The sequence below is a fragment of the uncultured Moraxella sp. genome (assembly GCF_945873075.1).
GTDB lineage: Bacteria > Pseudomonadota > Gammaproteobacteria > Pseudomonadales > Moraxellaceae > Moraxella.
The window spans coordinates 75,322-102,292 of record NZ_CAMCBS010000003.1 but is presented as its reverse complement, the minus strand read 5'-3'; the positions used below and the strand labels follow the sequence as shown (position 1 = coordinate 102,292).

General features: G+C 46.8%; 21 protein-coding genes. 12 read left to right on the top strand and 9 right to left on the bottom strand.

Annotated features, from left to right (window positions below):
• Window positions 1–137 precede the first annotated feature (137 nt).
• From carA to Q0N89_RS01840, 8 genes are all read left to right on the top strand, one after another.
• The gene (gene carA / locus Q0N89_RS01875) at window positions 138–1,340 is read left to right on the top strand and encodes a glutamine-hydrolyzing carbamoyl-phosphate synthase small subunit (protein WP_294033122.1); all 1,203 of its coding nucleotides are present in this window, start codon (window positions 138–140) and stop codon (window positions 1,338–1,340) included.
• Between the two features lie 82 nt (window positions 1,341–1,422).
• A complete protein-coding gene (carB, locus tag Q0N89_RS01870; protein WP_294033121.1) occupies window positions 1,423–4,662 on the top strand; it encodes a carbamoyl-phosphate synthase large subunit in 3,240 nt (1,079 codons plus the stop codon).
• A 221-nt stretch (window positions 4,663–4,883) separates the two neighbouring features.
• The gene (greA, locus tag Q0N89_RS01865) at window positions 4,884–5,360 is read left to right on the top strand and encodes a transcription elongation factor GreA (RefSeq protein WP_294033120.1); all 477 of its coding nucleotides are present in this window, start codon (window positions 4,884–4,886) and stop codon (window positions 5,358–5,360) included.
• Window positions 5,361–5,432: 72 nt separating this feature from the next.
• Entirely contained in the window at window positions 5,433–5,795 is a 363-nt protein-coding gene (locus tag Q0N89_RS01860; RefSeq protein ID WP_294033119.1) for a SirB2 family protein, read from the top strand.
• A 250-nt stretch (window positions 5,796–6,045) separates the two neighbouring features.
• Window positions 6,046–8,877: a phosphoenolpyruvate--protein phosphotransferase gene (gene ptsP / locus Q0N89_RS01855; protein WP_294033118.1), complete on the top strand. Its 2,832-nt coding sequence runs from the start codon at window positions 6,046–6,048 to the stop codon at window positions 8,875–8,877.
• Entirely contained in the window at window positions 8,874–9,836 is a 963-nt protein-coding gene (locus Q0N89_RS01850) for a 1-phosphofructokinase family hexose kinase (RefSeq protein WP_294033117.1), read from the top strand. Before ptsP ends, Q0N89_RS01850 begins: the two co-directional genes overlap by 4 nt.
• 33 nt (window positions 9,837–9,869) lie before the next feature.
• Window positions 9,870–11,552 (top strand): fructose-specific PTS transporter subunit EIIC, encoded by a 1,683-nt coding sequence (locus Q0N89_RS01845; protein WP_294033116.1) that lies wholly within the window; start codon window positions 9,870–9,872, stop codon window positions 11,550–11,552.
• A gap of 231 nt (window positions 11,553–11,783) precedes the next feature.
• Window positions 11,784–12,632, top strand: a complete 849-nt coding sequence (locus Q0N89_RS01840; RefSeq protein WP_294033115.1) for a M23 family metallopeptidase — start codon at window positions 11,784–11,786, stop codon at window positions 12,630–12,632.
• A 63-nt stretch (window positions 12,633–12,695) separates the two neighbouring features.
• Here Q0N89_RS01840 and Q0N89_RS01835 read toward each other — a convergent pair whose 3' ends face one another.
• Both Q0N89_RS01835 and Q0N89_RS01830 read right to left on the bottom strand, forming a co-directional pair.
• Entirely contained in the window at window positions 12,696–13,904 is a 1,209-nt protein-coding gene (locus Q0N89_RS01835) for a glycosyltransferase (protein ID WP_294033114.1), read from the bottom strand.
• Window positions 13,905–13,916: 12 nt separating this feature from the next.
• Window positions 13,917–14,405 carry a peroxiredoxin gene (locus tag Q0N89_RS01830; RefSeq protein WP_294033113.1) on the bottom strand — a complete coding sequence of 163 codons (489 nt, stop codon included), beginning with the start codon at window positions 14,403–14,405 and terminating at the stop codon, window positions 13,917–13,919.
• 314 nt (window positions 14,406–14,719) lie between these two features.
• Here Q0N89_RS01830 and Q0N89_RS01825 point away from each other — a divergent pair, with 314 nt between their 5' ends.
• The gene (locus Q0N89_RS01825) at window positions 14,720–16,033 is read left to right on the top strand and encodes an NCS2 family permease (RefSeq protein ID WP_078254782.1); all 1,314 of its coding nucleotides are present in this window, start codon (window positions 14,720–14,722) and stop codon (window positions 16,031–16,033) included.
• Window positions 16,034–16,144: 111 nt separating this feature from the next.
• Here the strand turns inward: Q0N89_RS01825 and Q0N89_RS01820 are convergent, their stop codons facing one another.
• From Q0N89_RS01820 to queC, 3 genes are all read right to left on the bottom strand, one after another.
• The gene (locus tag Q0N89_RS01820) at window positions 16,145–16,744 is read right to left on the bottom strand and encodes a TetR/AcrR family transcriptional regulator (protein WP_294033112.1); all 600 of its coding nucleotides are present in this window, start codon (window positions 16,742–16,744) and stop codon (window positions 16,145–16,147) included.
• A 20-nt stretch (window positions 16,745–16,764) separates the two neighbouring features.
• The gene (locus Q0N89_RS01815; protein ID WP_294033111.1) at window positions 16,765–17,106 is read right to left on the bottom strand and encodes a multidrug efflux SMR transporter; all 342 of its coding nucleotides are present in this window, start codon (window positions 17,104–17,106) and stop codon (window positions 16,765–16,767) included.
• Between the two features lie 174 nt (window positions 17,107–17,280).
• Window positions 17,281–17,991, bottom strand: a complete 711-nt coding sequence (gene queC, locus Q0N89_RS01810) for a 7-cyano-7-deazaguanine synthase QueC (protein ID WP_294033110.1) — start codon at window positions 17,989–17,991, stop codon at window positions 17,281–17,283.
• Between the two features lie 184 nt (window positions 17,992–18,175).
• Here queC and Q0N89_RS01805 point away from each other — a divergent pair, with 184 nt between their 5' ends.
• Window positions 18,176–18,820, top strand: coding sequence for a MarC family protein (locus Q0N89_RS01805; RefSeq protein WP_294033109.1), 645 nt, complete (start codon window positions 18,176–18,178; stop codon window positions 18,818–18,820).
• 71 nt (window positions 18,821–18,891) lie between these two features.
• Here the strand turns inward: Q0N89_RS01805 and mnmD are convergent, their stop codons facing one another.
• Window positions 18,892–20,862 carry a tRNA (5-methylaminomethyl-2-thiouridine)(34)-methyltransferase MnmD gene (mnmD, locus tag Q0N89_RS01800; RefSeq protein ID WP_294033108.1) on the bottom strand — a complete coding sequence of 657 codons (1,971 nt, stop codon included), beginning with the start codon at window positions 20,860–20,862 and terminating at the stop codon, window positions 18,892–18,894.
• Window positions 20,863–20,877: 15 nt separating this feature from the next.
• Window positions 20,878–21,177 carry a YciI family protein gene (locus Q0N89_RS01795; protein WP_294033107.1) on the bottom strand — a complete coding sequence of 100 codons (300 nt, stop codon included), beginning with the start codon at window positions 21,175–21,177 and terminating at the stop codon, window positions 20,878–20,880.
• A 542-nt stretch (window positions 21,178–21,719) separates the two neighbouring features.
• On the opposite strand from Q0N89_RS01795, the gene Q0N89_RS01790 reads away from it, so the two are divergent.
• Entirely contained in the window at window positions 21,720–22,040 is a 321-nt protein-coding gene (locus tag Q0N89_RS01790) for a hypothetical protein (protein ID WP_294033106.1), read from the top strand.
• Between the two features lie 117 nt (window positions 22,041–22,157).
• Here Q0N89_RS01790 and Q0N89_RS01785 read toward each other — a convergent pair whose 3' ends face one another.
• Both Q0N89_RS01785 and lon read right to left on the bottom strand, forming a co-directional pair.
• Window positions 22,158–22,769: a septation protein IspZ gene (locus Q0N89_RS01785; protein WP_294033105.1), complete on the bottom strand. Its 612-nt coding sequence runs from the start codon at window positions 22,767–22,769 to the stop codon at window positions 22,158–22,160.
• Between the two features lie 136 nt (window positions 22,770–22,905).
• The gene (gene lon, locus Q0N89_RS01780; RefSeq protein WP_294033104.1) at window positions 22,906–25,341 is read right to left on the bottom strand and encodes an endopeptidase La; all 2,436 of its coding nucleotides are present in this window, start codon (window positions 25,339–25,341) and stop codon (window positions 22,906–22,908) included.
• 297 nt (window positions 25,342–25,638) lie between these two features.
• On the opposite strand from lon, the gene Q0N89_RS01775 reads away from it, so the two are divergent.
• Window positions 25,639–26,955 carry a Na+/H+ antiporter family protein gene (locus tag Q0N89_RS01775; RefSeq protein WP_294033103.1) on the top strand — a complete coding sequence of 439 codons (1,317 nt, stop codon included), beginning with the start codon at window positions 25,639–25,641 and terminating at the stop codon, window positions 26,953–26,955.
• The last annotated feature ends 16 nt before the right edge of the window (window positions 26,956–26,971 follow it).

The window sequence follows — 26,971 nt, the reverse complement described above, 5'->3', positions numbered from 1 at the left end:
TTGCACATTTTGCAGTTTAAGTTATTTATTTTTTCATTTCTGCTCGCTTTTTTGCGGGCTATTTTTTGAAAAAAACTTGCCAAATGGCAAAGCCTGTAAAGGTAACATAACGAAAAAAAATCAATGTGGAGCATGTGATGGCAACAGCGAAAAAAGCGATTTTGGCACTGGCAGACGGCACAATTTTCCGTGGCGTAAGCATCGGTGCAACAGGTGAGACTGTCGGCGAAGTGGTATTTAACACCGCCATGACAGGCTATCAAGAAATCCTAACTGACCCAAGCTATGCAGGGCAGATGGTCACTTTGACCTATCCACACATCGGCAACACAGGCTGTAATGACGAAGATAGTGAATCTGGTCGCATTCATAAGGTATGGGCGACAGGTTTGATTATCCGTGATTTGCCATTGCTACACTCGAACTTTCGTGCCACAGGCTCGCTGTCTGAGTATCTGATTGCTAATAATGTCGTTGCCATCGCTGATATTGATACTCGTAAGCTGACCACGCTACTACGCACCACAGGCGCTCAAAACGGCTGCATCATGACCGCAGATAATGATGGTAATATCGATGAAGCGCGTGCGATTGAGCTTGCCAAATCAGCACCATCAATGAAAGGTCAGGACCTTGCCAAAGTCTGCTGTGACCAAGATGGCTATATCTGGACCGAAGGCTCATGGGAGCTTGCCAATGATGGTCGCAATGCCAAGACTACCGAAACGGGCGGCCGTTTCCGCAAGCTTGGCGAAGACATCGAGCATCGCTTTAATATCGTGGCGTATGACTTTGGTGTCAAGACCAATATCCTGCGTATGCTCGTTGATCGTGGTTGTCATGTGACTGTTGTGCCTGCGACGACGCCTGTCGCAGAAGTGCTCAAGCACAATCCTGATGGCGTGTTCCTATCAAATGGCCCTGGCGATCCTGAGCCATGTACTTATGCCATCGATGCAATTCGTCATATTATCAACGAAACCAATATCCCTGTCTTTGGCATCTGCCTAGGCCATCAGCTGTTGGCATTGGCAAGTGGGGCGAAAACCTTGAAGATGAAATTTGGTCATCATGGGGCAAACCATCCTGTCCAAAATATCCTAGATGGCACAGTGATGATCACAAGCCAAAACCACGGCTTTGCGGTAGATGAAACCAGCCTACCAAGCCATATCCGTGTGACACATCGCTCACTGTTTGATGGCTCAAACCAAGGCATCGAGCTGACTAATCGTCCTGCCTTTAGCTTCCAAGGACATCCTGAAGCAAGCCCGGGCCCACATGATTGTGCAGTGCTGTTTGATAAATTTATTGAGCAGATGAACGAGTACAAAAAATAAGTCTCATAAATTTATCAATATCAAATTAAGCGCTAATCAGCAAAGATAGTTATAAAAACAGAGAATTGACGAGTAAAAGATTATGCCAAAACGCAATGATATTAAAAGTATCCTAATCATCGGGGCGGGCCCGATTGTTATCGGTCAAGCGTGTGAGTTTGACTACTCAGGCGCACAAGCCTGTAAAGCCCTAAAAGAAGAAGGCTATCGAGTCATCTTGGTGAACTCAAACCCTGCAACCATCATGACAGACCCTGTGATGGCGGATGCGACCTACATCGAGCCGATTACTTGGCAGACTGTCGAAGGCATCATCGCCAAAGAGCGTCCAGATGCAATCCTGCCGACGATGGGCGGTCAGACTGCGCTTAACTGTGCGCTTGATTTGGATAAGCATGGTGTGCTTGCCAAATACGGCTGTGAGCTGATTGGTGCGACCAAAGACGCCATCGAAAAAGCCGAAGACCGTGAGCTGTTTGATAAGGCGATGAAAAAAATCGGTCTAGAATGTCCACGCGCTGACATCGCTGAGACGATGGAACAGGCACTTGAGATTCAAGCACGATTTGGCTTCCCTGTCATCATTCGTCCATCATTTACCATGGGTGGCTCAGGCGGTGGTATTGCCTATAACCGTGATGAGTTTATCGAGATTTGTGAGCGTGGTTTTGACTTATCACCGACCCATCAGCTACTGATTGATGAAAGCTTGATTGGTTGGAAAGAGTATGAGATGGAAGTGGTGCGTGATAAAAACGACAACTGCATCATCGTCTGCTCCATCGAAAACTTCGACCCAATGGGCGTGCATACAGGCGACTCAATCACCGTTGCTCCTGCACAAACCTTGACGGACAAAGAATATCAGCTGATGCGTAATGCATCCATCGCTGTCTTGCGTGAAATTGGCGTTGAGACAGGTGGTTCAAATGTGCAGTTTGGTATCAATCCTGCCAACGGCCGCATGGTCGTGATTGAGATGAACCCACGCGTCAGCCGTTCATCAGCGTTGGCATCTAAGGCAACAGGTTTCCCTATTGCCAAAATCGCCGCCAAATTGGCAGTGGGATATACCCTAGATGAGCTAAAAAATGACATCACCGGTGGCAAGACGCCAGCGAGCTTTGAGCCATCGATTGACTATGTCGTGACCAAGATTCCACGCTTTAACTTCGAAAAATTCCCACAAGCAGAAAATGTGCTGACCACACAGATGAAGTCAGTGGGTGAAGTGATGGCGATTGGCCGTAATTTCCAAGAATCGATGCAAAAAGCCTTGCGTGGTCTTGAAACTGGTGCAACAGGCTTTGATGAAATCATCGAGCTTGAAGGCAAATCAGCAGACGCCATCAACAGCGAAATCAAAAACAAGCTATCTATCCCGACGCCTGATCGTATCTTTTATATCGCTGAAGCGTTCCGTCATGGCTTTGATTTGGATGCGGTATATCAATACACCAAAATCGATCCTTGGTTCTTGGTGCAAATCGAAGACATCGTCAAGACCGAAAGCGACATCAAATCACTGGGCTTTGGCGGTCTGAACGCTGATAATCTGCGCACCTTTAAGCGTAAGGGTATGAGTGATTTGCGCATTGCTAATTTGATGGGTATCAGCCAAAAACAACTGCGTAAACAGCGTTGGGATCTTGGTGTATATCCTGTATATAAGCGTGTCGATACCTGTGCGGCCGAGTTTGAGACTTCGACTGCTTATATGTACTCAAGCTATGATGATGAGTGTGAAGCTCGTCCAAGCGATAAAGATAAAATCATGGTCATCGGCGGTGGTCCAAACCGTATCGGTCAAGGTATTGAATTTGACTACTGCTGTGTGCACGCAGCACTTGCCATGCGTGAAGATGGTTATGAGACCATTATGGTGAACTGTAACCCAGAGACTGTCTCAACTGACTATGATACATCGGATCGCTTGTACTTTGAGCCTGTGACGCTTGAAGATGTGCTTGAAATTATCCGCACCGAAAAACCAAAAGGCGTCATCGTGCAGTATGGTGGTCAAACGCCATTGAAACTTGCGCGTGCGCTCGAAGAAGCAGGTGCACCAATCATTGGTACTAGCCCTGATGCCATCGACCGTGCCGAAGACCGTGAACGCTTCCAGCGTATGCTACATCAGCTGAACCTAAATCAGCCACCAAACGCACTAGCGACAAGTAGCGAAGAAGGTATCGTCAAGGCGCAATCTGTCGGCTATCCGCTTGTTGTCCGTCCATCGTATGTATTGGGCGGCCGTGCGATGGAAATCGTGTATAACGAAGATGAGCTTAAGCGCTACTTGCGTGAAGCGGTGCAAGCATCGAACGAAGCGCCAGTACTACTTGATCGCTTCTTGGATGATGCCATCGAAGTGGATGTGGACTGTGTGTCTGATGGCAAGACTGTAGTCATCGGCGGTATCATGCAGCACATTGAGCAAGCAGGCGTGCACTCAGGCGACTCAGCGTGTAGCTTGCCACCGTACTCATTGAGCAATGAAATCCAAGACCAAATCCGTGAGCAAACCATCGCTATGGCAAAAGAGCTTGGCGTCGTCGGTCTGATGAATGTGCAATATGCGGTCAAGGACAACACGGTGTATATCCTAGAAGTGAACCCACGCGCGAGCCGTACCGTGCCATTTGTCTCAAAATGCATTGGCACATCGCTAGCCAAAGTCGCCGCTCGCTGTATGGCAGGCAAGAGCCTAGCAGAGCAAGGCTTTACTAGCGAGATTATCCCTGCGCATTACTCGGTCAAAGAAGCAGTATTCCCATTTGCCAAGTTCCCGGGTGTTGACCCAATCCTAAGCCCAGAGATGAAATCAACCGGTGAAGTGATGGGCGTAGGCAAGACCTTTGGCGAAGCTTTTTATAAAGCTGTCATTGGTTCAAACGAACGCTTGCCGGGCTTACCTGTCGCTGGTGAAGTCAAAAAAGCCTTCTTATCAGTGCGTGATAGCGACAAGAAACACTTGCCAGCCGTTGCCAAACAGCTGATTGACTATGGCTTTAGCCTAGTAGCGACAAGTGGCACTCAGCAGGTGCTGGCCGATGCAGGCATTGCTTGCGAGCGTATCAATAAGGTCAATGAAGGTCGTCCGCACATCGTTGATATGCTAAAAAATGGCGAAATTCACTTGGTGATTAACACTACCGAAGGTAAACAAGCGCAAGAAGATTCATTCTTAATCCGTCGCAGTGCGCTACAAAGCAAGGTGTTCTATGTCACCACGATGAGCGCTGCTCAAGCGGTGTGCATGGCGTACCAAGTCAAATTGCCATTTGATGTGTATAAGCTACAAGATTTACATTCTGCTTAAGCTGTCATCAGCCAAGTGCTCATTGATTGGCGCTTGGTTGTAGTGTACTGAATGGATGATGAGCGGATTTGTCAATTGTGCCTACCTGACAAATCCGCTCATAAAACACTTGCAATTTTATAAAAAGCAAGTACAATGTAGCCAAATTTAAGTCAAAAAGCCTTGCCAGATGAAAGTTTGGCAAGCTTTTTTGCATTTGTTTTTATTAAAAGGATGACATCATGCAACGCTACCCAATGACCCCACAGGGGCATCAAGCGCTTGAAGAAGAGCTAAAACAACTCAAAACCGTCGAACGCCCACGCATTACCATCGCCATCGCCGAAGCTCGTGAGCATGGCGACCTAAAAGAAAATGCCGAATATCATGCCGCTCGTGAACAGCAAGGTCTGTGCGAAGCCCGTATTCGTGACATCGAAGCCAAACTTGGCGGTGCACAGGTCATCGACCCAACCAAATTGCCCCAAGATGGCCGTGTGGTATTTGGCGTGACCGTTGAACTTGAGAACCTTGACGATGGCGCAAAGCGTCGTTATAAAATTGTCGGCGATGACGAAGCGGATTTTAAATCAGGTAAAATCTCGGTCAATTCACCAATCGCTCGTGGCTTGATTGGTAAATCAGAAGGCGACGAAGCCAAAATCCAAACGCCAAGCGGTTTGGCAGAATTTGAAATCCTTGAAGTGATTTACGAGTAAAGTGATTTGCGAATAAATTGCTTGGCAATCAAGCAATTGACGAATAAATAGTGCAACTACATAAGGCGATTTATGAAACATGTGCATATGCTGATGGCGGCTTTGACGCTACTTTTGTTTGTTTATCAAGCGGCGATGGTCTTTAGCGGTAAATCTGTCAAGCTATCGGCTGCCTTTAAGGGTATCAGTCATCTGATTTATACCGTACTGATGCTGACAGGCTTGTGGCTGTTTTGGCAGCTGTATCAAGTGGCGGGCGTACAGCATTGGGCGATTGCTAAGCTTGTGCTGTTGATTGTCGCAGTATCTGCCAACATTAAGGCGCTTCGCAATCAAGATACGGCATTGCCCCAAGCCAAAGCAGGGATGATGATTGCTGCTGTGGCGTATGCAGGCATTATTTATATGGCGATTGCCAAGCCGATTTTGATGTAATCGGTGGCATGATCGACAAAAGCAAATTTCAGTGATGGAATTTGCTTTTTTTTGTGGCTGAAGTTTGGCAAAAGTTGATGAGATAAATTTGCCCAATTTTACAAAACAAACATAAACCAAACAGTACAAGTGTGATACAATCGCTTAATTTTTATACGATGGACTTGTAAGTTAATTGAAATAATATAACATCATTCATCCATCGCATAGCGTCGATTTGGCATTGTCAATCATTTTTAAAAGGGTAATTATGCTAAGCTTAACTGCTGACAGCGTGCATATGCAGGCAACTGCAAGCACCAAAGACGAAGCGCTGCTGACCATTAGTGAGATTTTGCACGCTGATGGCTTGACACAAAGTGACTATTTCCAAGGGCTCAAAGACCGTGAAAATCAATCATCGACCTATCTGGGTCAAGGGATTGCCATTCCGCACGGTACGCCAAATTCTCGTAGTAGCGTGCTAAAAACAGGCGTGCGCTTGGTGCATTTTGCTGATGGTGTCAAATGGAATGATGCAGGTGATGTGGTGTATTTGGCAGTGGCAATCGCTGCACAGTCGGATGAGCATTTGCAAATTTTACAAAGTCTAACCCGTGCGCTCGGCGATGATATTGCTGATAAAATCCGCACGGCAGCCACTGCCGATGAGATTGTCGATGCACTGGGTGCAACATCAAGTCTTGCCATCCAAGATGGTCTAATCAAGACGGACAGCACAGCGACGAGTACCGATGAGCTGTACCTACAAGCGGTGCAATTGCTCAAAACTCACGGTATGATTCAGTCGCTATTTTTGCCAACGCATCAGCCGACAGCATTATCACAAGCGGTATCATGTGTGGTGCTTGAAGAAAGCACTCGCACAGTGATTGGCGAGTCAGCATTGGCAGTGGTGGCAAACCAACAACAAGCGCTGGCTGTCATCACAGCGACCGACAAGGTAGATAGAAGTAAATTATCTGATGTGCTTGATGTGCTGATGGATGATGACTTTGCCAATGCGGTATTGGCGAATAACCGCAAAGCCATGCTAAATCTGCTTGGTGTGGATAGTCCAAGCGACTGGGCGACGGCAAGCGTGGTGCTTGCCAATGAGCATGGTCTGCACGCTCGACCTGCCACAGCGTTATCTGAGCTTGCCAAAGAAGTGAGCGGTGAGATCAAAGTTGCTGTCGATCATGGTGCGTATGTCTCTGCCAAGAGCCTAACTCGCCTATTGTCATTGGGGGCGGTGAAAGGTCAGACGCTCAATTTCATCGCTGAGCCAGCAACCGATGCGGTGGCGCATTTGCCAAGACTTATCGAAGCGGTGCAAGCAGGGCTTGGCGAAGTGGTTACTGCACCGTCTGTCAGCGCAGGCGATACTTTGGCGGATATCGCCACACCAAGCACTGAGATGATTGCCAATGGCATCAAGCACTATGCAGTCAGCGCATCACAGGGCTTGGCAGTGGGTGAAGCTTATATCGCCAAAGATGAGCGACACACCTATCCAATGACCGCTCAGATCCCAAGCGAAGAGATGGCAAAGCTGCTCACTGCCATCGAAGCGGTCAAAGCGGATCTTAAGGAGCTGGTGGCGAATGCCAAAAATGCCGATATTGCGCAGATTTTTACCGCGCATATTGCACTGCTAGAAGACGAAGAAGTCATCTATGGCGCTAAAGACGGCATGGATGATGGACTATCTGCGCCTGCTGCTTGGCACGCCTTTATCGAACAGCTTGCCAAGACCCAAGCATCTTTGAATAATCATCTATTGGCTGAGCGTGCGCAAGATTTGCGTGATATCGGTCAAAAAGTACTGCTTAAGCTACTTGGCAAAACCCAAAAACAAGCACCACAAAATCCGTATGTGCTGATCAAAGAAGACCTTGTGCCATCAGATGTGGCAAACCTTGACCCGACTCGTGTGGCAGGGATCATCACCGCAGTGGGCGGTGCAAGCTCGCACAGTGCCATCGTCGCTCGTGCGCTTGGTATTCCTGCGATTGTGGGTGCAGGGCAGGGTATTCTTGAAATTGGTGATGCGACTCAAGTGCTACTTGATGGCGGTGAAGGCTGGTTCGTGGTAGAGCCAAGTCAGACGCTGATTAGCGATTGCCAAGAAGCGCAAGTCGCTCGCCGTGAACAAAAACGCCTAGCCGTACAGCACGCTGCCGAGCCTGCCATCACAACCGATGGCCATCGTGTCGAAATCGCAGCGAACCTTGGTAATGTCGCTGATACTGCCAACGCTGTGGCAAATGGCGCTGAAGGCGTGGGCTTACTGCGTACTGAGCTTGTCTTTATGTCGCACTCACAAGTACCTGATATCGATACCCAAATCGCCGACTATGAGCAAGTGTTTGATGCGCTTGATGGTCGCCCATTGGTGGTGCGTGTGCTGGATATCGGTGGTGATAAGGCATTGCCATATTTACCGATGCCAAGCGAAGAAAACCCATTTCTAGGCTTGCGTGGCATTCGCTTATTGCTTGAGCGTCCTGACTTTTTGCGTAGTCAATTGACCGCCTTGATTCGTGCATCTCGTGGCCGTGATTTGCGCATCATGTTCCCGATGATTGGTCGAATCGAAGAGTGGCGAGCTGCTCGCAAGATTTTGGATGAAGTATTGGTCGAATATCCGCATGACAATCTGCAAGTGGGTATCATGCTAGAAGTGCCAAGTGCTGCAGTGATGGTCGATCACTTTGCCAAAGAAGTGGACTTTTTTAGCGTCGGCACCAATGATTTGACCCAATATGTGCTTGCCATCGATCGTGGCCATCCATTGCTATCAAAAGATGCGGACGGTCTGCATCCAAGCGTACTGCGATTGATCGCACAGACTGTCACGGCAGCTCATGCGCATGGTAAGTGGGTAGGCGTCTGTGGTGAGCTTGCTAGCGATCCAAAAGCTGTGCCGATTTTGATTGGCCTTGGTGTGGATGAGCTATCGATGTCAGGCTCAAGCATTGCGTTGACTAAGGCGCAAGTGCGTACGATCAATTATGAGTCCGCCAAAGTCTTGGCAAAACAAGCACTTGAGTGCGAAAGCGCCAAACAAGTGCGTGCCTTACAAGGTGCATCATCATGAAATCGGTACTATGTATCACGCTCAATCCTGCCATTGATATGACGATTTCTGTCAATGGCTTGGCAGTGGGCGAAGTCAATCGTGCCACAGCCAGCCAAGTCGATGCCGCAGGCAAAGCGCTCAATTCAGCACAAGTGCTGGCTGATTTGGGCATTGAGACGGTGGCGGCAGGATTTTTGGGTGCGGATAATGCACAAGTGTTTGAGCGATTATTCGCCGATAGAGATGCTAAGATTGCCAAAAGTGCAACAAGCGCCGCTCGCTTAACAGATGCTTTTGTGCGTGTGGCAGGCGAGACCCGTACCAATGTCAAGCTTGTTGATCATGGCGTGACGACGGATATTAATGGTAAGGGCTTTGTGGTCAGTGCAGCTGATAAAGTGGCACTGCTTGAGCAAGTGACTGCACTTGCCGATAAGGTTGATGCGGTGCTGGTGGCAGGCAGTTTGCCACAGGGCTTTACACCGATGGATTTTGATCAATTGCTGGGTGCTTTGACCACTATTTGCCCAAAAGTCGCTGTCGATGTCAGTGGTGATGCGCTAAAAATCGCACTCAAGCATCCTTTATGGCTTATTAAGCCAAATAATGATGAGCTGACTGAAGCTTTTGGTGTGCCTTGTGAGACACTGGATGAACAGCGAGCGTTGTTCGAGCGTTTGGATGTCAATATTGAACATATCGTGATCTCAATGGGTGCAAAAGGTGTGCATTGGCTGTCCGGCAACCAAACCTATCAAGCACTGCCACCATCGATGACAGTTGCAAGTACGGTCGGCGCGGGTGATACGTTGGTATCTGGTATGATTTATGGCTTATTGATGGCGCAGGATGCAAAGATGATTTTGCGTCAAGCGGTGGCGTTGTCTGCTTATGCGGTGAGCATTGTCGGCTTTGGCATCCCTGACCAACAGACATTGGATGCACTACAAGCACAAGTGCAAATTTTCCCAAATTAATTTAATAATAGTTATAAATAATAGGTAATTCCTATGCAAAATAATTTTCCAAGTCAGGTTGCCATCAGTGTAACCACGCTATCGGCTCATGGCTTGATGCTTGCCAAAAAGCTTGCCAAAAGCTTGAACCATCAAGGCATTATCGCAAGTATCATTGATATCGATAGCCCAACAGATGCCAAGCGTATCGTCATTAGCGATCGTGATGTGGCACATGGCGATGCCATCGTGATCAATGCCAAGCGTAGTGACGGCAGTGAGTTTAATGATGATAGTTTTTTAGAAAAGCTATTTAATCAAGTGCCACAAGCACAGCTGGCATCAGACAAGCCGCTGCATTTTGTGGCTATTACCGCGTGTCCGACAGGGGTGGCGCACACCTTTATGGCAGCAGATGCACTAAAGCTTGGTGCTGAGCGTCTTGGTTATACCATTGATGTTGAGACGCAAGGCTCGGTCGGTGCCAAAAATATCCTAAGCGATGACAGCATCAGCCGTGCGGATTTTGTGATTTTGGCGACAGATATTGAAGTGAATACCGACCGTTTTGTCGGCAAAAAAGTCTATCGCTGTGGCACGGGGGTTGCACTCAAGCAAACCGACAAGGCCTTTGATGAAGCCATTGCTACCGCATCGCTGCTTAGCACATCAAAAACTGCAAGTGCCGAAAAAGCCGACAGCACCCAAAAAGCAGGCGTGTATAAGCATCTACTGACAGGCGTGTCCTATATGCTACCGATGGTGGTGGCAGGTGGCCTGTTGATTGCTCTGTCATTTGTATTTGGGATTAAGGCGTTTGAAGTCGAAGGCTCATTGGCGGCAGCTTTGATGGGTACAGGTAAGGCGGCCTTTGGTCTGATGGTACCGCTGTTGGCAGGTTATATTGCGTACTCAATCGCTGACCGCCCAGGTCTTGCGGCAGGTTTGGTCGGTGGTGCGCTCGCTGGTACTTTAGGCGCAGGCTTTTTGGGTGGTATTGCCGCAGGCTTTTTGGCAGGGTATGTCTCGCTATTTCTTGCCAAAAAACTACATTTGCCTGTGACGCTTGAAGCGCTAAAGCCGATTTTAATTATTCCGCTATTTAGTACACTGATTGTCGGTCTTGCCATGTATTATGTCATCGGTACGCCGGTGGCTTATGTCTTGACACAGATGGAGACTTTCCTTGCTAATATGGGTACTGCCAATGCGGTCATTCTTGGCATGATTTTGGCAGGGATGATGTGTGTGGATTTGGGCGGCCCGATTAATAAAGCGGCGTATGCGTTCTCGGTAGGTCTATTGACATCGGAGAGTTATTTTCCGATGGCAGCTGCGATGGCAGGCGGTATGGTGCCAGCGATTGGTATTGGTCTTGCGACGATTTTTGCTGCCAAAAAATTCACCGACAATGAGCGTAATGCCGGTAAAGCCGCTGTGGTATTGGGTGCTTGCTTTATTTCTGAAGGGGCGATTCCATTTGCCGCCAAAGACCCGATGCGTGTCATCCCATGCTGTATCGCAGGGGGCGTACTGACTGGTGCTTTGGTTGCGCTGTTTAATATCACTTTGGTTGCGCCACATGGTGGGGTGTTTGTGCTATTGATTCCAGGTGCGGTCAATCATGCCTTGATGTACTTGGTGGCAATTGCGGCAGGCAGCCTATTGACCGGCGTGGCGTATGCACTGATTAAACAAAAAGATGATGCGGCTGCAGTAGCAAATGTCTCAGCATGATCTTAGCCAAAGCGTAAAATAAATTGACAAAAAACAACAAAACCTGCCATTTGGTGGGTTTTGTGTTATTGCTCATCGTGATAAAATACTTAGGCTTCAATGGTATGCTTATGATTTTAGCCATTGTGTTTAGAAATTTTCTCATTGAATGATAAAATTTGATTTCAATTAAATTTTTAGTTAAATAATGATGATGCGGAGCGTGGTAAAATGCGAGTGATGATACAGCATATGGACTCAACAAAACTGGCAACTTCGATGACCTTGGCGATTGCTTGCGTGTTGGCAGGATGTGCAAGTAAGCCTGCGTATAACAGCACCACAGGCAAAGGCGGTGTCCGTAGCACTCAAATCATCACCGACAGCAAGGGCGTACCTAACCAGTACCAAGTCAAACAAGGCGATACAGTGGGTAAGATCGCTCAGCGCTATGGACTTGACTGGCGTGAAATTGGTCGTATCAACAATCTAAATAGTAACTACACCATCTATACAGGACAATGGCTCACTCTGTGGACTGGTAGCCTAAGTGCTCGTGATAAAGCCAATAAAGCGACAACATCACAGCCTGCTCGTGCACAAGTGACACAGACCACTACTAAGGCGCCGACACCACCGCCGACGCCAACACGCACGCAGCCACCTGCCGTAAGTACGGGCACTAGCGCTGCACCATTTGCTACAGGTAGCTCGGGTGTGATGCAGTTCCGTTACCCTGTTGGCACGAATAACCCTGTGGTGCGCCGCTTTGGTACACATAACATCAATGGTCAGCAAGTCTCATCGAATGGTATGTGGTTCTCTGGTAGTGATGGTGATGCAGTACAAGCGTCGAGAGCGGGTACAGTTGTCCAAGTTGATGATGGCCGAGTCGCAGATTCAGCCATTATTATTCAGCACCCAGAAGGTTTTACATCTACCTATGTCTATGTGAAAGATGCTCGTGTAAAAAATGGAGATTCAGTAAGCCAAGGACAGCGTATCGCTAGCATGAAGAGTCAGCCAAGCGGTGTCGCCTTATTTGAATTTCGCATTGCTCGCAATAATATCTATGTAGATCCATTAACAGTACTTAAATAACCTAAAAAAGCCAGATTGCTGATATCTGGCTTTTTTATTGGGTGCAATTCACAATATACAGGCTTATGGAGTGCTGATATGCAACTCAAGATTATCATGACGATCTCGATTGACTAAGCGACAGTCTGGATCAAGCATCTGATAGACACTGAGTGTCTGCAGCACCATCTCTTCAATCACATATTCATGCGTCATCGCAGGGCGGATGCGATTGGCAAGATGAAATTTGATGGATTTGCACAATGACAAGGCGGTTTGTTCTTTGACTAGTCCTTGGGGGTATAGGTCGGTAAGAATATCGGCAAACGCTCCCTTTGCCCAGCCGACAACCGGCGTGCCTAGATGAATGGCTTGTAGCGCAGTCATCCCAATACTCTCGGGGCGATTGGCAAGGGCAAGCACGACATTGGCAGATGATAGCCAGTCCTTTTTGTCAGGGGGATTTTTGCCGACGTAGCTGACTTTATCGCTTAGGTTTAGTGCGTGCAGCCGTTGGACGAACTCTTCATAAAACACACACTGATGCAGTCGGGTGCTTGGGTCGTCATCCATGATGATGGCATGGATATTGGGGAATTTTTCTTGTAGATTTCCTAATATATCCACAAGCCATTCTTGCCCATATTCTTGACCGATAACTGTGGGGAAAACCAGCCATTTTTTGTGCTCAAGCTCTGGATACTGCGCAAAAGTCTGATGTAGCCAATGCACCGATGCATGATGACGATAAGGATATTTACGCACATCAACGCCACGCGGCACGCAGACAATGTCAAATTCTGCTTGACACTCTATGTCGTCATCATTGGCAATATTACCCAGTTTTGTTTTGAAATATTTATCAATGCTCTTTGATGCGCTAATCAATATATCCGCATCAAACAGTGCTTTTGAATAGCTGTTCAATGGATAAAAGCCATAAAGACTTGAGACGATTTTTGGGCGCATCGTTGCGGGATAAGGTCTGAGCGCCCAGTGTAGCACCCATGCAGGGGTGCGTGAATGTACATGAATGATGTCAGGCTGATGTTCATTGATGAGCTGTCTTAGGGTGAATACATGGCGTAATGCCCACCAGCTCTTTTTTGGCATCGGCATCTGATGATAGATTGCGCCATCTCGTACCAATCGTGTCACCAGCTCACTGTCTTCATCTGCACCACCGATGATAATCGACTCATGACCTGCTTTGATGAGCGCGTGCGAAATCGGATAAATCCCCCGTTCGGATTCATCGTGCTTCAGTGATGATGACAGCTGTAATACTTTCATGACAACTTTGTGTTAATTTTTCAAAAATTCTAATAAATTTGCCACGTGTTCTTTGGCTTTGACATTACGAAAACTGCCAATCATCACGCCATTTTTGTCGTACACAAAAGTCGAGCGCACCACGCCTAGATGCGTCTTACCATACATCATTTTTTCTTTGATGACATCAAAATGCTGACACAGGTGCTCATCGGTATCGCTGATGAGCTCAATTGCCAATGACTGCTTATTGATGAAGTTTTGGTGTGATTTGACGCCATCTCGTGAGACGCCGATAACACGATAGCCAAGCTTGGTAATCTCATCAAAATTCGCTGTAAAATCAGTCGCTTGCACTGTACATCCTGCGGTGCTATCCTTTGGATAAAAATACAATACCAAACCTTGATTGCCATCTTTAATCAGTGTTGATAGATTTACGCTTACTACTTCACCTGATGGCGTGACCAGCTCAAAGTCATCGGTGGGTAGGGCGATTTGCTCTTGAGTATTTTTTAGCATTTTAAATCCTGTCAATTCTTCATAGGTAAAAATTGCTACTATTTTACCAAAATTTTGATATAAATCCCATTAAAAGCCGTATCTGCCAGCAAATATTTGGCAATTGATACAGTTTTTTGTAAATTTGTTATCTTTTGTTTGCTGTTTCGACCTGTTTTGCGGTAAAATTATCTATTTTTATCATAGGATGTGTTAAGCGATTATCACATCTATTTTTTTATAAAACCTAAAGTCAATATTGATAAATATTGGTAAAATGCACCGCCAATGACATGGTTTTTGTGATGTATTGGTGATTATTGCGTGGATTGATTATGTCTTTATCTTCATTATTTCAACTGTCTGAGCGTGGCTCAAGCGTACGCCAAGAAGTGATTGCGGGTCTGACGACTTTTTTGGCGATGGTGTATTCGGTGATTGTCGTACCAAATATGCTATCGCAAGCTGGATTTCCGGCTGAGTCGGTGTTTATCGCTACTTGTTTGGTCGCAGGTCTTGGCTCGATTTTGATTGGTCTGTGGGCGAATGTGCCGATGGCGATTGGTTGTGCGATTTCTTTGACGGCGTTTACGGCGTTTAGCCTAGTGCTGGGTCAAGGCGTGAGCATCCCTGTGGCGCTTGGGGCGATTTTCTTGATGGGTGTGGTATTTACCTTGATTTCGGTCACGGGTATCCGTGCGTGGATTCTTAAGAATTTGCCATCATCCATCGCACATGGGGCGGGTATCGGTATCGGTCTGTTTCTATTGCTCATCGCTACCAATGGCGTGGGCTTGGTCGTTGCCAATGATGCCGGTCTGCCTGTCAAGATGGGTGAATTTACTTCATTGCCTGTGCTGATGTCGCTTGTGGGTTTGGCGGCAATTATTGGTCTTGAAAAGCTACAAATCAAAGGCAGTATCTTGTGGGTGATTATCGCCATCACGGTGATTGGTCTGATTTTTGACCCAAATGTCAAATTTGACGGCAATGTGCTAAAAGTGCCAAGCTTTGGCGCTGAGTCGCTATTTATGCAGATGGATGTGATGGGCGCATTGAATGCAGCGATTTTGCCTGTGGTATTTGCGCTTGTGATGACGGCGATTTTTGATGCGACGGGTACGATTCGTGCGGTGGCAGGTCAAGCCAATCTATTGGATAAAGACGGTCAAATCATCAACGGCGGTAAAGCACTGACTTCTGACTCAATGAGTAGTATGCTGTCAGGCGTGTTCGGTACAGCACCTGCGGCTGTGTATATCGAATCGGCGGCAGGTACGGCAGTGGGCGGCAAGACAGGCTTGACGGCGATTGTCGTGGGTGTGTTGTTTTTGCTGATGCTATTTTTCCAACCGCTGGCGTTTTTGGTGCCAGGTTATGCGACTGCACCTGCGCTGATGTACGTGGGTCTATTGATGCTAAGCAATGTCTCAAAGCTTGATTTTGATGACTTTGTCGGTGCGATGAGTGGTCTTGTGTGTGCGGTGTTTATCGTCTTGACCGCCAATATTGTGACAGGTATCATGCTTGGCTTTGGTGCATTGGTGCTGGGTCGTGTGATTAGCGGTGAGTTTAATAAGCTCAACATCGGTACGGTGCTGATTGCCATTGTGCTTGTGGCGTTTTATGCGCTTGGGTATGCGATTTGATAATAGCTTGGCCTAATAAAATCCCTACTTGTAAAAAACAGGTAGGGATTTTTTTGATAAGTAAGTTTAATTAATTGCCATAAAGAAAACATATCTGTTATGATTGGCATATCAGCCATCAATCATCTTAAGTAAGCCTGCTTTCACCGCCTGATACCGCTCATTATCATCAGTCAGTGTCTCATCCAGCCATGCGCCATCAACGGCATAGCGTACGATAGCAAGCTTAGTATCGCTGTCGGTATCGGCGAATTGACGCAGTTTTTGGGTCATCCAATCCTGCCACTGCGATTGCATGATGGCATCACTGTTGATGGAGCGAATCAGGCCTGCCCAGTCGCTTTGTAGCCCGATGGCATCATTGTCAAAAAACACCGACACATAAGCACGGGTAAACACGCCATAGCTGTGATTCGCCCCAATATGCGCCAAAATCGCCGTGTTCAGCTGTGCAATAAATAGCCCAATTACCGCCGCAATCAGCTCTTCTTTACTCTTAAAATGATGAAACAGACCGCCTTTACTTGTACCTGCGGCATCGGCGACTTTTTGCATGGATAAATTGGCGATACCATCTTTAATCATTAAATCTTTGGCGGCGTTGATGAGTAGATGGCGAAGCTGTTCGGGGTTGTTTTTACGCTTTTTTGAGGTGGTGTCGTTTGCCGCGTCATCAGACTTGACGGTTTGGCTATCAAATAAATCAATCATATTATTTCTCAATTGGCTAATCAGTGGGCAGCGTTTGAAAAAACATTCATTACCACGACGCCTGCGATGATGAGTAGAATACCGATAATCGCAGGCAAATCAAGCGGTTGCTTGAGCACGACCACGCCAATGATGGCGGTGAGTATCAGACCGACACCCGACCAGATGGCGTAGGTGATGCCAAGCGGAATGGTCTTGACCACATGAGACAGTAAATAAAAAGCGATGGCAAAGCAAATCAGCGTAATCGCTGTCGGTACGGGCTTGCTAAAGCCATCAGACTTTGCCAAAAATATCGAGCCGGTCACTTCGGTGACGATGGCACAGCCAAGTAGGGCGTAGGCGGTAAAGATAGGGTTCATTGCATTTTCTCCAGTTTCTATTTCCCAAGTTTCTATGGGTTGGTTTGGCTTATCAAGTATATAACAAACCAACTGGTCGGTATTTTATGCGAATAAATGAGTTTATGCAAGTAAAAAGTGGATAATTCGTTGAGAAATTATCCACCATGATGAATAAGACTACGGTAACCGATGTCAGCTATTGGCATAGCGGGTCGGGTCAGCCACACCTGCATCAACAAACCCCTGACGGCGTAGATGACAGCTGTCGCAGACACCGCACGCTTGACCGTCTGCATTGGCTTGGTAGCACGAGACCGTTTGGCTATAATCGACACCGAGCGATAGCCCCAGTTGTAGCGTTTCGGCTTTTGAGAGTGTTTGTAATGGGGCAATCACCGACAGCTTACGCCCTTGACGAGCGGCGACGGTGGCAAGATTGGCAAGCGTCTCAAACGCCGCGATAAAATCAGGGCGGCAGTCAGGATAGCCTGAATAATCCACCGAGCTGACACCGATGACGATGGCATTGGCATTGGTGACTTCGGCGGCGGCTAGCGCATAAGACAAAAAGATGGTATTGCGAGCAGGCACATAAGTAATCGGTGCGGTATTGGTCGTGTCATCATAGACGATGCTATCATCATGATCGGGCACATCGATATTATGATCGGTCAATGCCGAGCCACCAAGCTGAGCGATGTCGATATCGATGATACGATGATCGACACCGAGCGATTTGGCGATATTGATGGCGGCATTGAGCTCACTTGAATGGCGCTGACCATAGCGAAAGCTTAACGCTACGATGTTTTTGAATTGGGATTTTGCCCAATATAGGCAAGTGGTGGAGTCGAGCCCACCCGAAAATAGCACGACGGCATTTTGGTCTTGGTAGGTATTCATCGGTCAAGTATAATAAAAATCAAAAAAAGTTGGCTTATTGTACCATAGTTGCCATAGTTTTTGCCGATTTGTCGTTGTGTTTACTTTTTGGGCGATAAAAATATGTTACAATGCAACATGAGCTATAGGACAATATCAATTCGACAACAGAAGTCAAATCAATCATGTAAACAGGATTATTATAATGGCGCTCGAAGCTGAAATTTTTAAAATCATCTTGGCATTTGTGGTGCTGATTAACCCATCAGCAGCCATTCCGCTGTTTGTGCATTTTACCGATGGCTATTCGGCAGCGGATAAGAAAAAAGTCGCCCGCATTGCCTGTGCAACCGTGTTTATCGTCATTGCGTTTTTTGCGCTATTTGGGGAAGTGCTGCTGCGTGGCTTGGGCATTTCGCTTGGTTCGTTTCGTGTGGCGGGCGGGATTCTGCTGTTTTTGATTGCGCTTGGCATGATGAATGATGGTAATAATCCTGCTAAGCCAAATCACGATACAATCAGCCCACAGCCAAAAGACCCAAGTCAGCTCACGGGCATGGCGGTCGTGCCATTGGCAATCCCGATGATGATTGGGCCGGGCGGTATCTCAACGGTCATCATTTATTCATCTCATGTCAAAAGTATGCTATCGCTTGGCTTGATTGTGTTATCAGGATTATTAATCAGTCTGTTTTGTTATGCGTCATTGATGGCAGCAGGTAAAATCAGTAAAGTGCTAGGACAAACTGGCATGAATGTCACCAATCGTATCATGGGGATTATCCTTGCAGCGCTTGCTGTTGAGATTGTGGTTAGTGGACTTCGGACGATTTTTCCGCAGTTGGTATGAGATATTGATTAGAATTCATAAAAATCAGCGTGTGATAAATACGCTGATTTTTTTGGTCTAGCCATTACTTATTAGACATCGCTAAGCGGTGTTTGTAATCGTGGGCGATTGGGATTGAGCTTATCAAGCAGTGTCTTATCAATAGGTAAAATCCCACCATCCATCACATCGGCTAGGATTTCGGCGCACAGTGGCGCAAAGCTAAAGCCCTTTGAGCCCATACCATAGAGCGTGTAGAGATTGGGCTCGTTGCCCACTTGACCTACTAGCGGATGATAGTCAGGTGTCTGTGCTCGGATACCGACTTTGCCATCAAGCTTATTTGGCTTGTCATCAAGTGCTTGGGTTATTTGCTTGCCAAGCGTTGGTAGGGCGAAGTTTAGTTTATCTTGATTAAACTTATGTTCATCATCGCTGATGGTGGTATCGGTGGAATTTCGCACAAAGCTTGCACCGAACAAAAACTTCGATACGCCATCATCACAAAAGCTAGCGCAGTAGCCATCATATTTGACAGGGTGGCTAGGCAGGCTAGCATCTGCGATATGGTCAAGCTCAAGCCAAGAGAGCTGACCACGAATCTTGCGACAGACAAACAGTGCATCGCTTAAGCACTCACTTTCAAACCCTGCACAAATCACCGCGGTATCAAAGCGAGTTTGCCCATCTTGAGTCATCACCGTTACGCCATCAGTATCGGTGGTGATATGCTCGATGGTAGTTTGGCAAAAGCTAATTTTGTCATCGTGTTCAATCAGGGTGCGGATGCTTGCGGTATTAATCAGTCCGCCCATCGGCACAAAGCTTGTGATATCGGCGGTCGGATAGGCATCATTATCGATACGATGGATGAGTGCGTGCGGATAATCGGCGATTTGCTCGGCACGCTTTTCGGCGGATTTTTGACTGGGTAATAAAAAATCCACCACGCCTGTCATCTCAAAGACAGCAGGGTGGGCTTGTGTGTCTTTATCAAGTTTGCCAAGTTTGCCAAGTTTGCCAAGTTTATCAAGCTTAGTATTCATTGCGCTGTACTGACGATATGCGTACAAAAAACTCACCGTCGGCAGATGGTGCATGGCTTGATTCAGCAAGGTGAGCTTGGGTGCGAGCAGCGCTCGTGGATTGCCTGATGCGCCTGACATCGGTGCGTGTTTGTCAAATACAGTTACCCGATGACCACGACGAGATAGGGCGATGGCACTCATCACGCCACTGATGCCTGCGCCGATGATGGCGACGGATTTGGGCTGTGCTGTGTGATTGGCGGTGGGTTTGTCAATGTGTGCGGTGAGCATTTCTCGCTTATGCCCAAAGCCTTTGATTTTTTTGGTGATAAACCCTGAACTCATCAGCCCACGCCGTACAAAGCCTGCTGCGGTAAAGGTAGCGACGGTGGCATGATTGGCGGATAACTGTGCCATCAGAGCGAATAATTCATCCGACCACAACTCACTATTTTTGCTTGGGGCAAAGCCATCCAAGAACCACGCATCCACTTTTTGTATCGCACCTGCATGAGTATCAGCCTGTCGTGCCGTCGATGTGGCCAAGATACTACTAAAACTCTCATAAGCATCACCAAACCACAAATCAAGCGTAATCGTCTCACTGATATGCAAGCGATGACAGCCTGCCATCAACAGCGGATACTGCTCAAGCAGTGCATCAATCCAAGGTGTCGTACGCTCATCACGCCAAGCGGTAAGTGCGGTGCGTAAATCCGCTATCGATAGTGGGAATTTTTCGGTACTGATAAAATGCAGGCGAGCGCTCGGCGGTGCAGTGTCCGCCCATAACAGGCAAGTCGCCAAAAAATTCAGCCCCGTGCCAAAGCCAGTCTCAGCGATGACAAAGCGTTGATGGTCGTGCAGAGTGCCAAAGCGGTCGGGCAGATGATTGCCCTGCAAAAACACATAATGCGTCTCTGCCAAACCCCCTGCCTGTGAAAAATACACATCATCAAAGACATCCGACACAGGCACAGTATGCCCCTGCGTATCGGTCTGCCAGTGGATGCTCGCTCGCTGAAGATGGGTCATGACGCACCAATCTGCCTAGTCTAGCTTTGGCAGAGCTTGGATAAATGGCTTGACATCGACATGGCTATAGACACCGCCACTGATATACGGGTCGTCCGCCGCCCACGCCTGTGCCTGCTCTAGGTCATCAAAATGTGCGATGATGATGCTACCGCTCATGGCAGGCTCACCATGCTTGATGGGATTTGGGCCTGCGACGACGAGACGGTTTTGTGCATCGAGTGCAGTTAGGCGTTCGATGTGGGCAGGGCGAGCGTTTAGGCGTTTTTCGGTGCTGTCGGCGACATCATGACCGATGATGGCAAATAATGGCATAATCATTCCTAAGTGATGAATTTTTATAAAATTATACAACTGTAACGCCAAAAAATCTATGTAAAAAATAACAGCTTATCCTGCATAGATAACGCTGTATTATCAGCGGTATTTGGTGTCTATCAAAAATATTAAAAAAGTGATACATTAGACTCAACCAATCCGCTAAGCAAGTGCAGAGTTATACACTATGCTAATATGTCCAAGATGTCAGCAAGCTTACTTACTTAAAGCAAAAATTAAGAAAATTAATAAGTTTATCTTCTTGTGTGAAGAATGTGAAGCTATGTGGCTTGAAAACCAAGATATTAACTTATTAAACTTTGTGGATTTTGGCACTTATTTAGTGAGCCATCGCTTACAACCCCTATGGGATGAAATTGAAGTTATACCAAGCAAATTTGAAACCATTTTAGTCCGTAGGCTGGATTGAGTTGAGTTCACAAAACCCAACAAATCCAATGGATTAACCTAAAAAATGTTAGGTTTTGCTGTCGTCCAATCTCACCTATGAGCTACTGTCTTTATTAAAAGGTTGATTAATGAAAACTATCAAAATCCCACAGAAATACAGTTATGATGATTCTGATTGGTATTGGACTAGTAAAATAGTCTCATATGATGATTTGGTAAAAGAAGAAATTCTTTTTATAAAAAAGACTATAGGAAATAACAAATCATGTGAAATTATGGGAGAGTTATTCAATAATCCGATTGACGCATTTTATGCACTTGATATTTTTGATGATTGCATTATTGTGTCAGCTTGTGATAAAGGTACATATAGGGTAATATCCATCTTTCCCAAAAGAGCCATAATTGGAATTGGCAGATATTTTTCTGACCTAGTGTTGCATGGATAGTTCAGTAGGGTGCATACAACGCACCATTGATTGAATGGTTTTCATTCGTACATGGCAAACCACCACACCCACCTTTACCATAAAAAACACCCTGTGATTGAATCACAGGGCAGCCATTTATTGAATGTCTTTACGGATATGATGCCGTAGGCTATAAAACATCACTGCAATAAAGCCAAACATCACAATCATATCACCGAAGGCGGTAAATTCGCCCCAATATTTGCCATCAGCAAGCACAAAAGCAAAAAATGCGTGCAAGCCTGCCATCACGCCAAACATCCCTGCCCATGCCAGATTGAGCTTGTGCCAGCCTGATTGGGTGAGTTCAAAGACAGGTCCGAACAGTTTTTTGACAATCGGTGTCTTATCTTTGGCAAAAATCGGTGAGATAAGAAGCCCGCCCGCAAAGACAAGATTGATAATAATAGCTTTTAGGCGGATATAATAATCATCGGACAAAGCTAGCGTAATCCCACCAAACACGATGGTCATTAGTAGCACGAACCATTGTTGTTTTTCTAGGCGAAATTTTTGGCTGATGAACAAAAATCCATAAACGATGACCGTCGAGACAATCAGACCTGCGGTCGCCACAAGCACATGATTATTATCCACGCCTGCCGAACCGATGAGCTGTAAGATGGGATGCTCGGCATTGGTCGGCTCGGTAGTCTTGTACAAATAAAAAAAGACAATCAGCGGAATAAAATCAATCAAGGCTTTCATATCAGATATCTTAATAATAATTCACAATGAAAATTCACAATGAAAACTTGCTAAGTGCCAATTTATTAAATAACTTTTAATGATTATATAACAAATCAACACTTAGCAAGTCATTAATCAAACAGCACCAAACAGCTTAGCTGACGACTTTATCCGATGGGGCATCATGGGTGATTGCCTTTGGTGGGATAGGGCGTAGCTTTTCGACCAAAGCCACTGCCAGCACTTCATCGATACTCTCAACAGGCGTGATAATCAGACCTGCCTTGACATTGTCAGGGATTTCAGCCAAATCACGTTCGTTCGACTTTGGAATCAGTACTTGCTTGATGCCACCACGATGAGCGGCGAGCAGTTTTTCTTTGAGTCCGCCGATACGCAGTACCTTGCCACGCAGGGTTACTTCACCTGTCATGGCGATGTCCGCACGAATGGCGATGCCTGTCAGTGCCGAGACGATGGCGGTGGTCAGGGCGATACCTGCTGATGGGCCGTCTTTTGGCGTTGCGCCTTCGGGCATATGGATGTGCAAATCGGTATTTTTGAATTTTTCATAATCAATACCAAATCGCTCGCCACCTGCTCGCACGACGCTCATCGCCGCTCGGATGGACTCTTTCATCACATCACCGAGTGAGCCTGTGAACACCAGCTCGCCTTTGCCCTGCATGGTTGCAGACTCGATGGTCAGTAGTTCACCGCCGACCGATGTCCAAGCAAGCCCTGTAATGCGACCGACTTCAGGGTCTTTTTCGGCAAGTCCATAGTCAAATGGCTTGACGCCTAAGTACTCGCTGATGTTGTCATCAGTGATGTGTAGGGTATCGACCACAGCGCCTTTTTTGGGCTTAGTGCCGTGCGTTTCGACTTGGGCGCGCACTGCTTTTCGGCTGATTTTGTTAATTTCTCTTTCAAGATTACGCACGCCTGCTTCACGAGTGTAGTGGCGGATGATGCTGGTGATGGCATCATCAGTGATATCAAGCTCGCTGTCTTTGAGACCGTTTTGTTCTAGGGCTTTTGGCACGAGATAATTATTAGCAATCGCCAGTTTCTCATCTTCGGTATAGCCCGGCAAGCGGATGACTTCCATACGGTCAAGCAAGGCAGGCGGAATGTTCATGCTGTTAGCAGTGCAGATGAACATCACCTGTGATAAGTCCAAATCTAGATCAAGATAATGATCATTGAACGCTTTATTCTGTGATGGATCAAGTACTTCTAACAGCGCCGATGCGGGATCACCACGGAAATCTTGCGCCATTTTATCGATTTCATCGAGCAAAAATAATGGGTTTTTGACTTCGACTTTTGATAATGACTGCACAATCTTGCCCGGCATCGCACCGATATAAGTACGGCGATGACCACGGATTTCAGCTTCATCACGCACGCCGCCCAATGCCATGCGCACAAACTTACGACCTGTGGCACGAGCGATACTCTCGCCAAGCGATGTCTTACCCACACCCGGCGGCCCAACTAGGCATAGGATTGGGCCACGGATTTGCTTGACACGAGATTGCACCGCCAGATACTCTAGGATGCGGTCTTTGACATCGTCAAGTCCGTAGTGGTCTTTATCAAGCGTTTCTTTGGCTTTATCAAGATTAATCGATACTTTGCTTGCCTTATTCCACGGCGTATCCAAAATCCACTCAACATAGCCACGCACCACTGATGCTTCTGATGATGTGGCAGGCATCATTTTTAGCTTGCGAAATTCTGATTCGGCTTTTTTGCGGACATCATCAGGTAGGTCAGCATCTTTTAGGCGATTTTCGAGTTCGACATCGTCATCATCAGCGCCATTGTTCAAATCCGATAACTCATTTTTAATCGCTTTCATCTTTTCGTTTAGAAAATATTCACGCTGATTATTTTCCATCTGCTTACGCACGGTGTCTTGTAGTTCGTTTTCGATGGTGCGTTCGGTTTTGGCAGAAGTCAGATAATCGCACAAAATAGTGAAATATTCTTCGGCATCTGATGATTCAAGCAGTTGTTGTTTTTTGTCCAAAGCCAGCTGTGTGCGTGTCGCCACAAAGTACATCAGCTCAAGCAGATTGTCGATTTTGCCTGCGACACGGGTCAGCTCACGAGCATTACGCAGGCTGTTGTCGGCATATTCACCGAATAGCTCAAGCAAGGTTTTGATGCGGGCATCGCTGTCATCAGCGCTAAGCGAAATTTCGACATCGGCAGGTACAAAGCTAGACAATAGGCTCTCGGCAGGGTCATCATCGACTGTGGTGATGGCATTGATATGTACACGGCTTAGGCCTTCGATGAGCACCTTTAGGCATTTGTCATCGGTGTCGTGTGGCATGGTGCTGACGATACGGCAACGAGTACCGAATTGGTACAGATTATCCGTGCTAATCTCTTCGCTAAGTGAGTCTTTTTGGGAGACGACAATCAGCTCGCCATCATAGACATCTTGGGCAAGTTCGATGGCTTTGATGGATTGTTCACGACCGACGAATAGGGCGATTTGCATATGTGGATAGACGACCACATCACGCACCGCCAATAAAGGCAGGATTTCTAAGGATTTCTTTGTTTTGCTCATCGTTGTTGTTTCCTTATTAAAGTGATGGGTGGTTTATGGTGGCAAGGCGGATAAATTACAAGTCAAGACAGACGAAATTTAGGTCAATTTGTGGCAAAGCATGGCTTTGGTGCTACCCAAATCTTGCCAAAATGTTACTATTGTTAAATTGTATATAACAATTTAATTGATAACCGATTGATTTTTAATGGTATTTTATCAAATGGTCTGTGGATAAATAAGGTATAATAACGCACGAAAAATCTTGACCAAGTCGGTATTTGACCGTCTTGGTATGTGGTATTAAATAGGTGAACTATGATGATAAATGCAGTATTGCTTGCGGTCATTGTGATGGTGGGGCTGTCGCTGGCTCGTGTCCATGTGGTGCTAAGCCTTGTGATTGGTGCGCTCGTGGGTGGTCTTGTGGCAGGTATGTCGGTGGCAGATACCTTGACGGCATTTCAAGGTGGTATCAAAAATGGCGCTGAAATTGCGTTGTCTTATGCGATGCTTGGGGCGTTTGCGATGGCGATTGCACATTCAGGCTTGCCACAGATGATTGCTGATAAGCTGATTGTGAAAGTGAACAACACTGATGGTGCAGGCAAGCTTAAGTGGCTATTGTGCGGGATTTTGGTGGTGATGGCGATGATGTCGCAGAACATTGTGCCGATTCACATTGCCTTTATTCCGTTGATTGTGCCGCCATTACTATTGGTGATGAATCGCTTGCAACTTGATCGCCGTGCGGTGGCGTGTATTTTGACCTTTGGTTTGGTCAATACTTATATGTTTATCCCTTATGGCTTTGGTGATATTTTCTTAAATCAGATTATCCTAAAAAATGTCAATGACGCTGGCATGGTGACAGGCGATATCTCGATGATGAAAACCATGACCATTCCTGCGTTTGGGATGCTATTGGGTTTGCTCATTGCGGTGTTTGTGACTTATCGTAAGCCACGAGCGTATCGTGATATTGAGATTGCCAAAGAAGCACCGACCAAAGCGGTCAGTGGCTATGATGTGGCGGTCGCTGTCGGTGCGATTTTGATGGCGCTGGGCGCACAGTTGATGACAGATTCGCTACTGATTGGCTCGCTTGTGGGCTTTGCGGTGTTTATGGCGACAGGCGTGGTCAAATGGCGTGAAGCCAATGATGTCTTTAATGATGGCATCAAGATGATGGCGATGATTGGCTTTATCATGATTTGTGCGCAGGGTTTTGCCGAAGCGATGAAAGCCACAGGGCAGATTGACACCCTAGTGGATGGGGCGATGCAGCTGTTTGGTGGTAATAAGGCGATGGCAGCGCTTGCGATGCTGATTGTGGGCTTGATTGTGACTTTGGGCATTGGCTCGTCATTCTCAACCGTACCAATCATTGCCACCATCTATGTACCCTTGTGCATGGCGATGGGCTTTAGTGTACCTGCGACCGTGGCACTGGTGGCAACAGCAGGCGTACTGGGTGATGCAGGCTCGCCAGCATCTGACTCGACGCTTGGCCCGACGATGGGGCTTGATGCTGATGGTCAGCATGATCATATCAAAGACAGTGTCGTACCGACCTTTATTCACTATAATATTCCGCTTATTATCTTTGGTTGGATTGCGGCGATGGTGCTGTGATGGTATCAGGTACAAT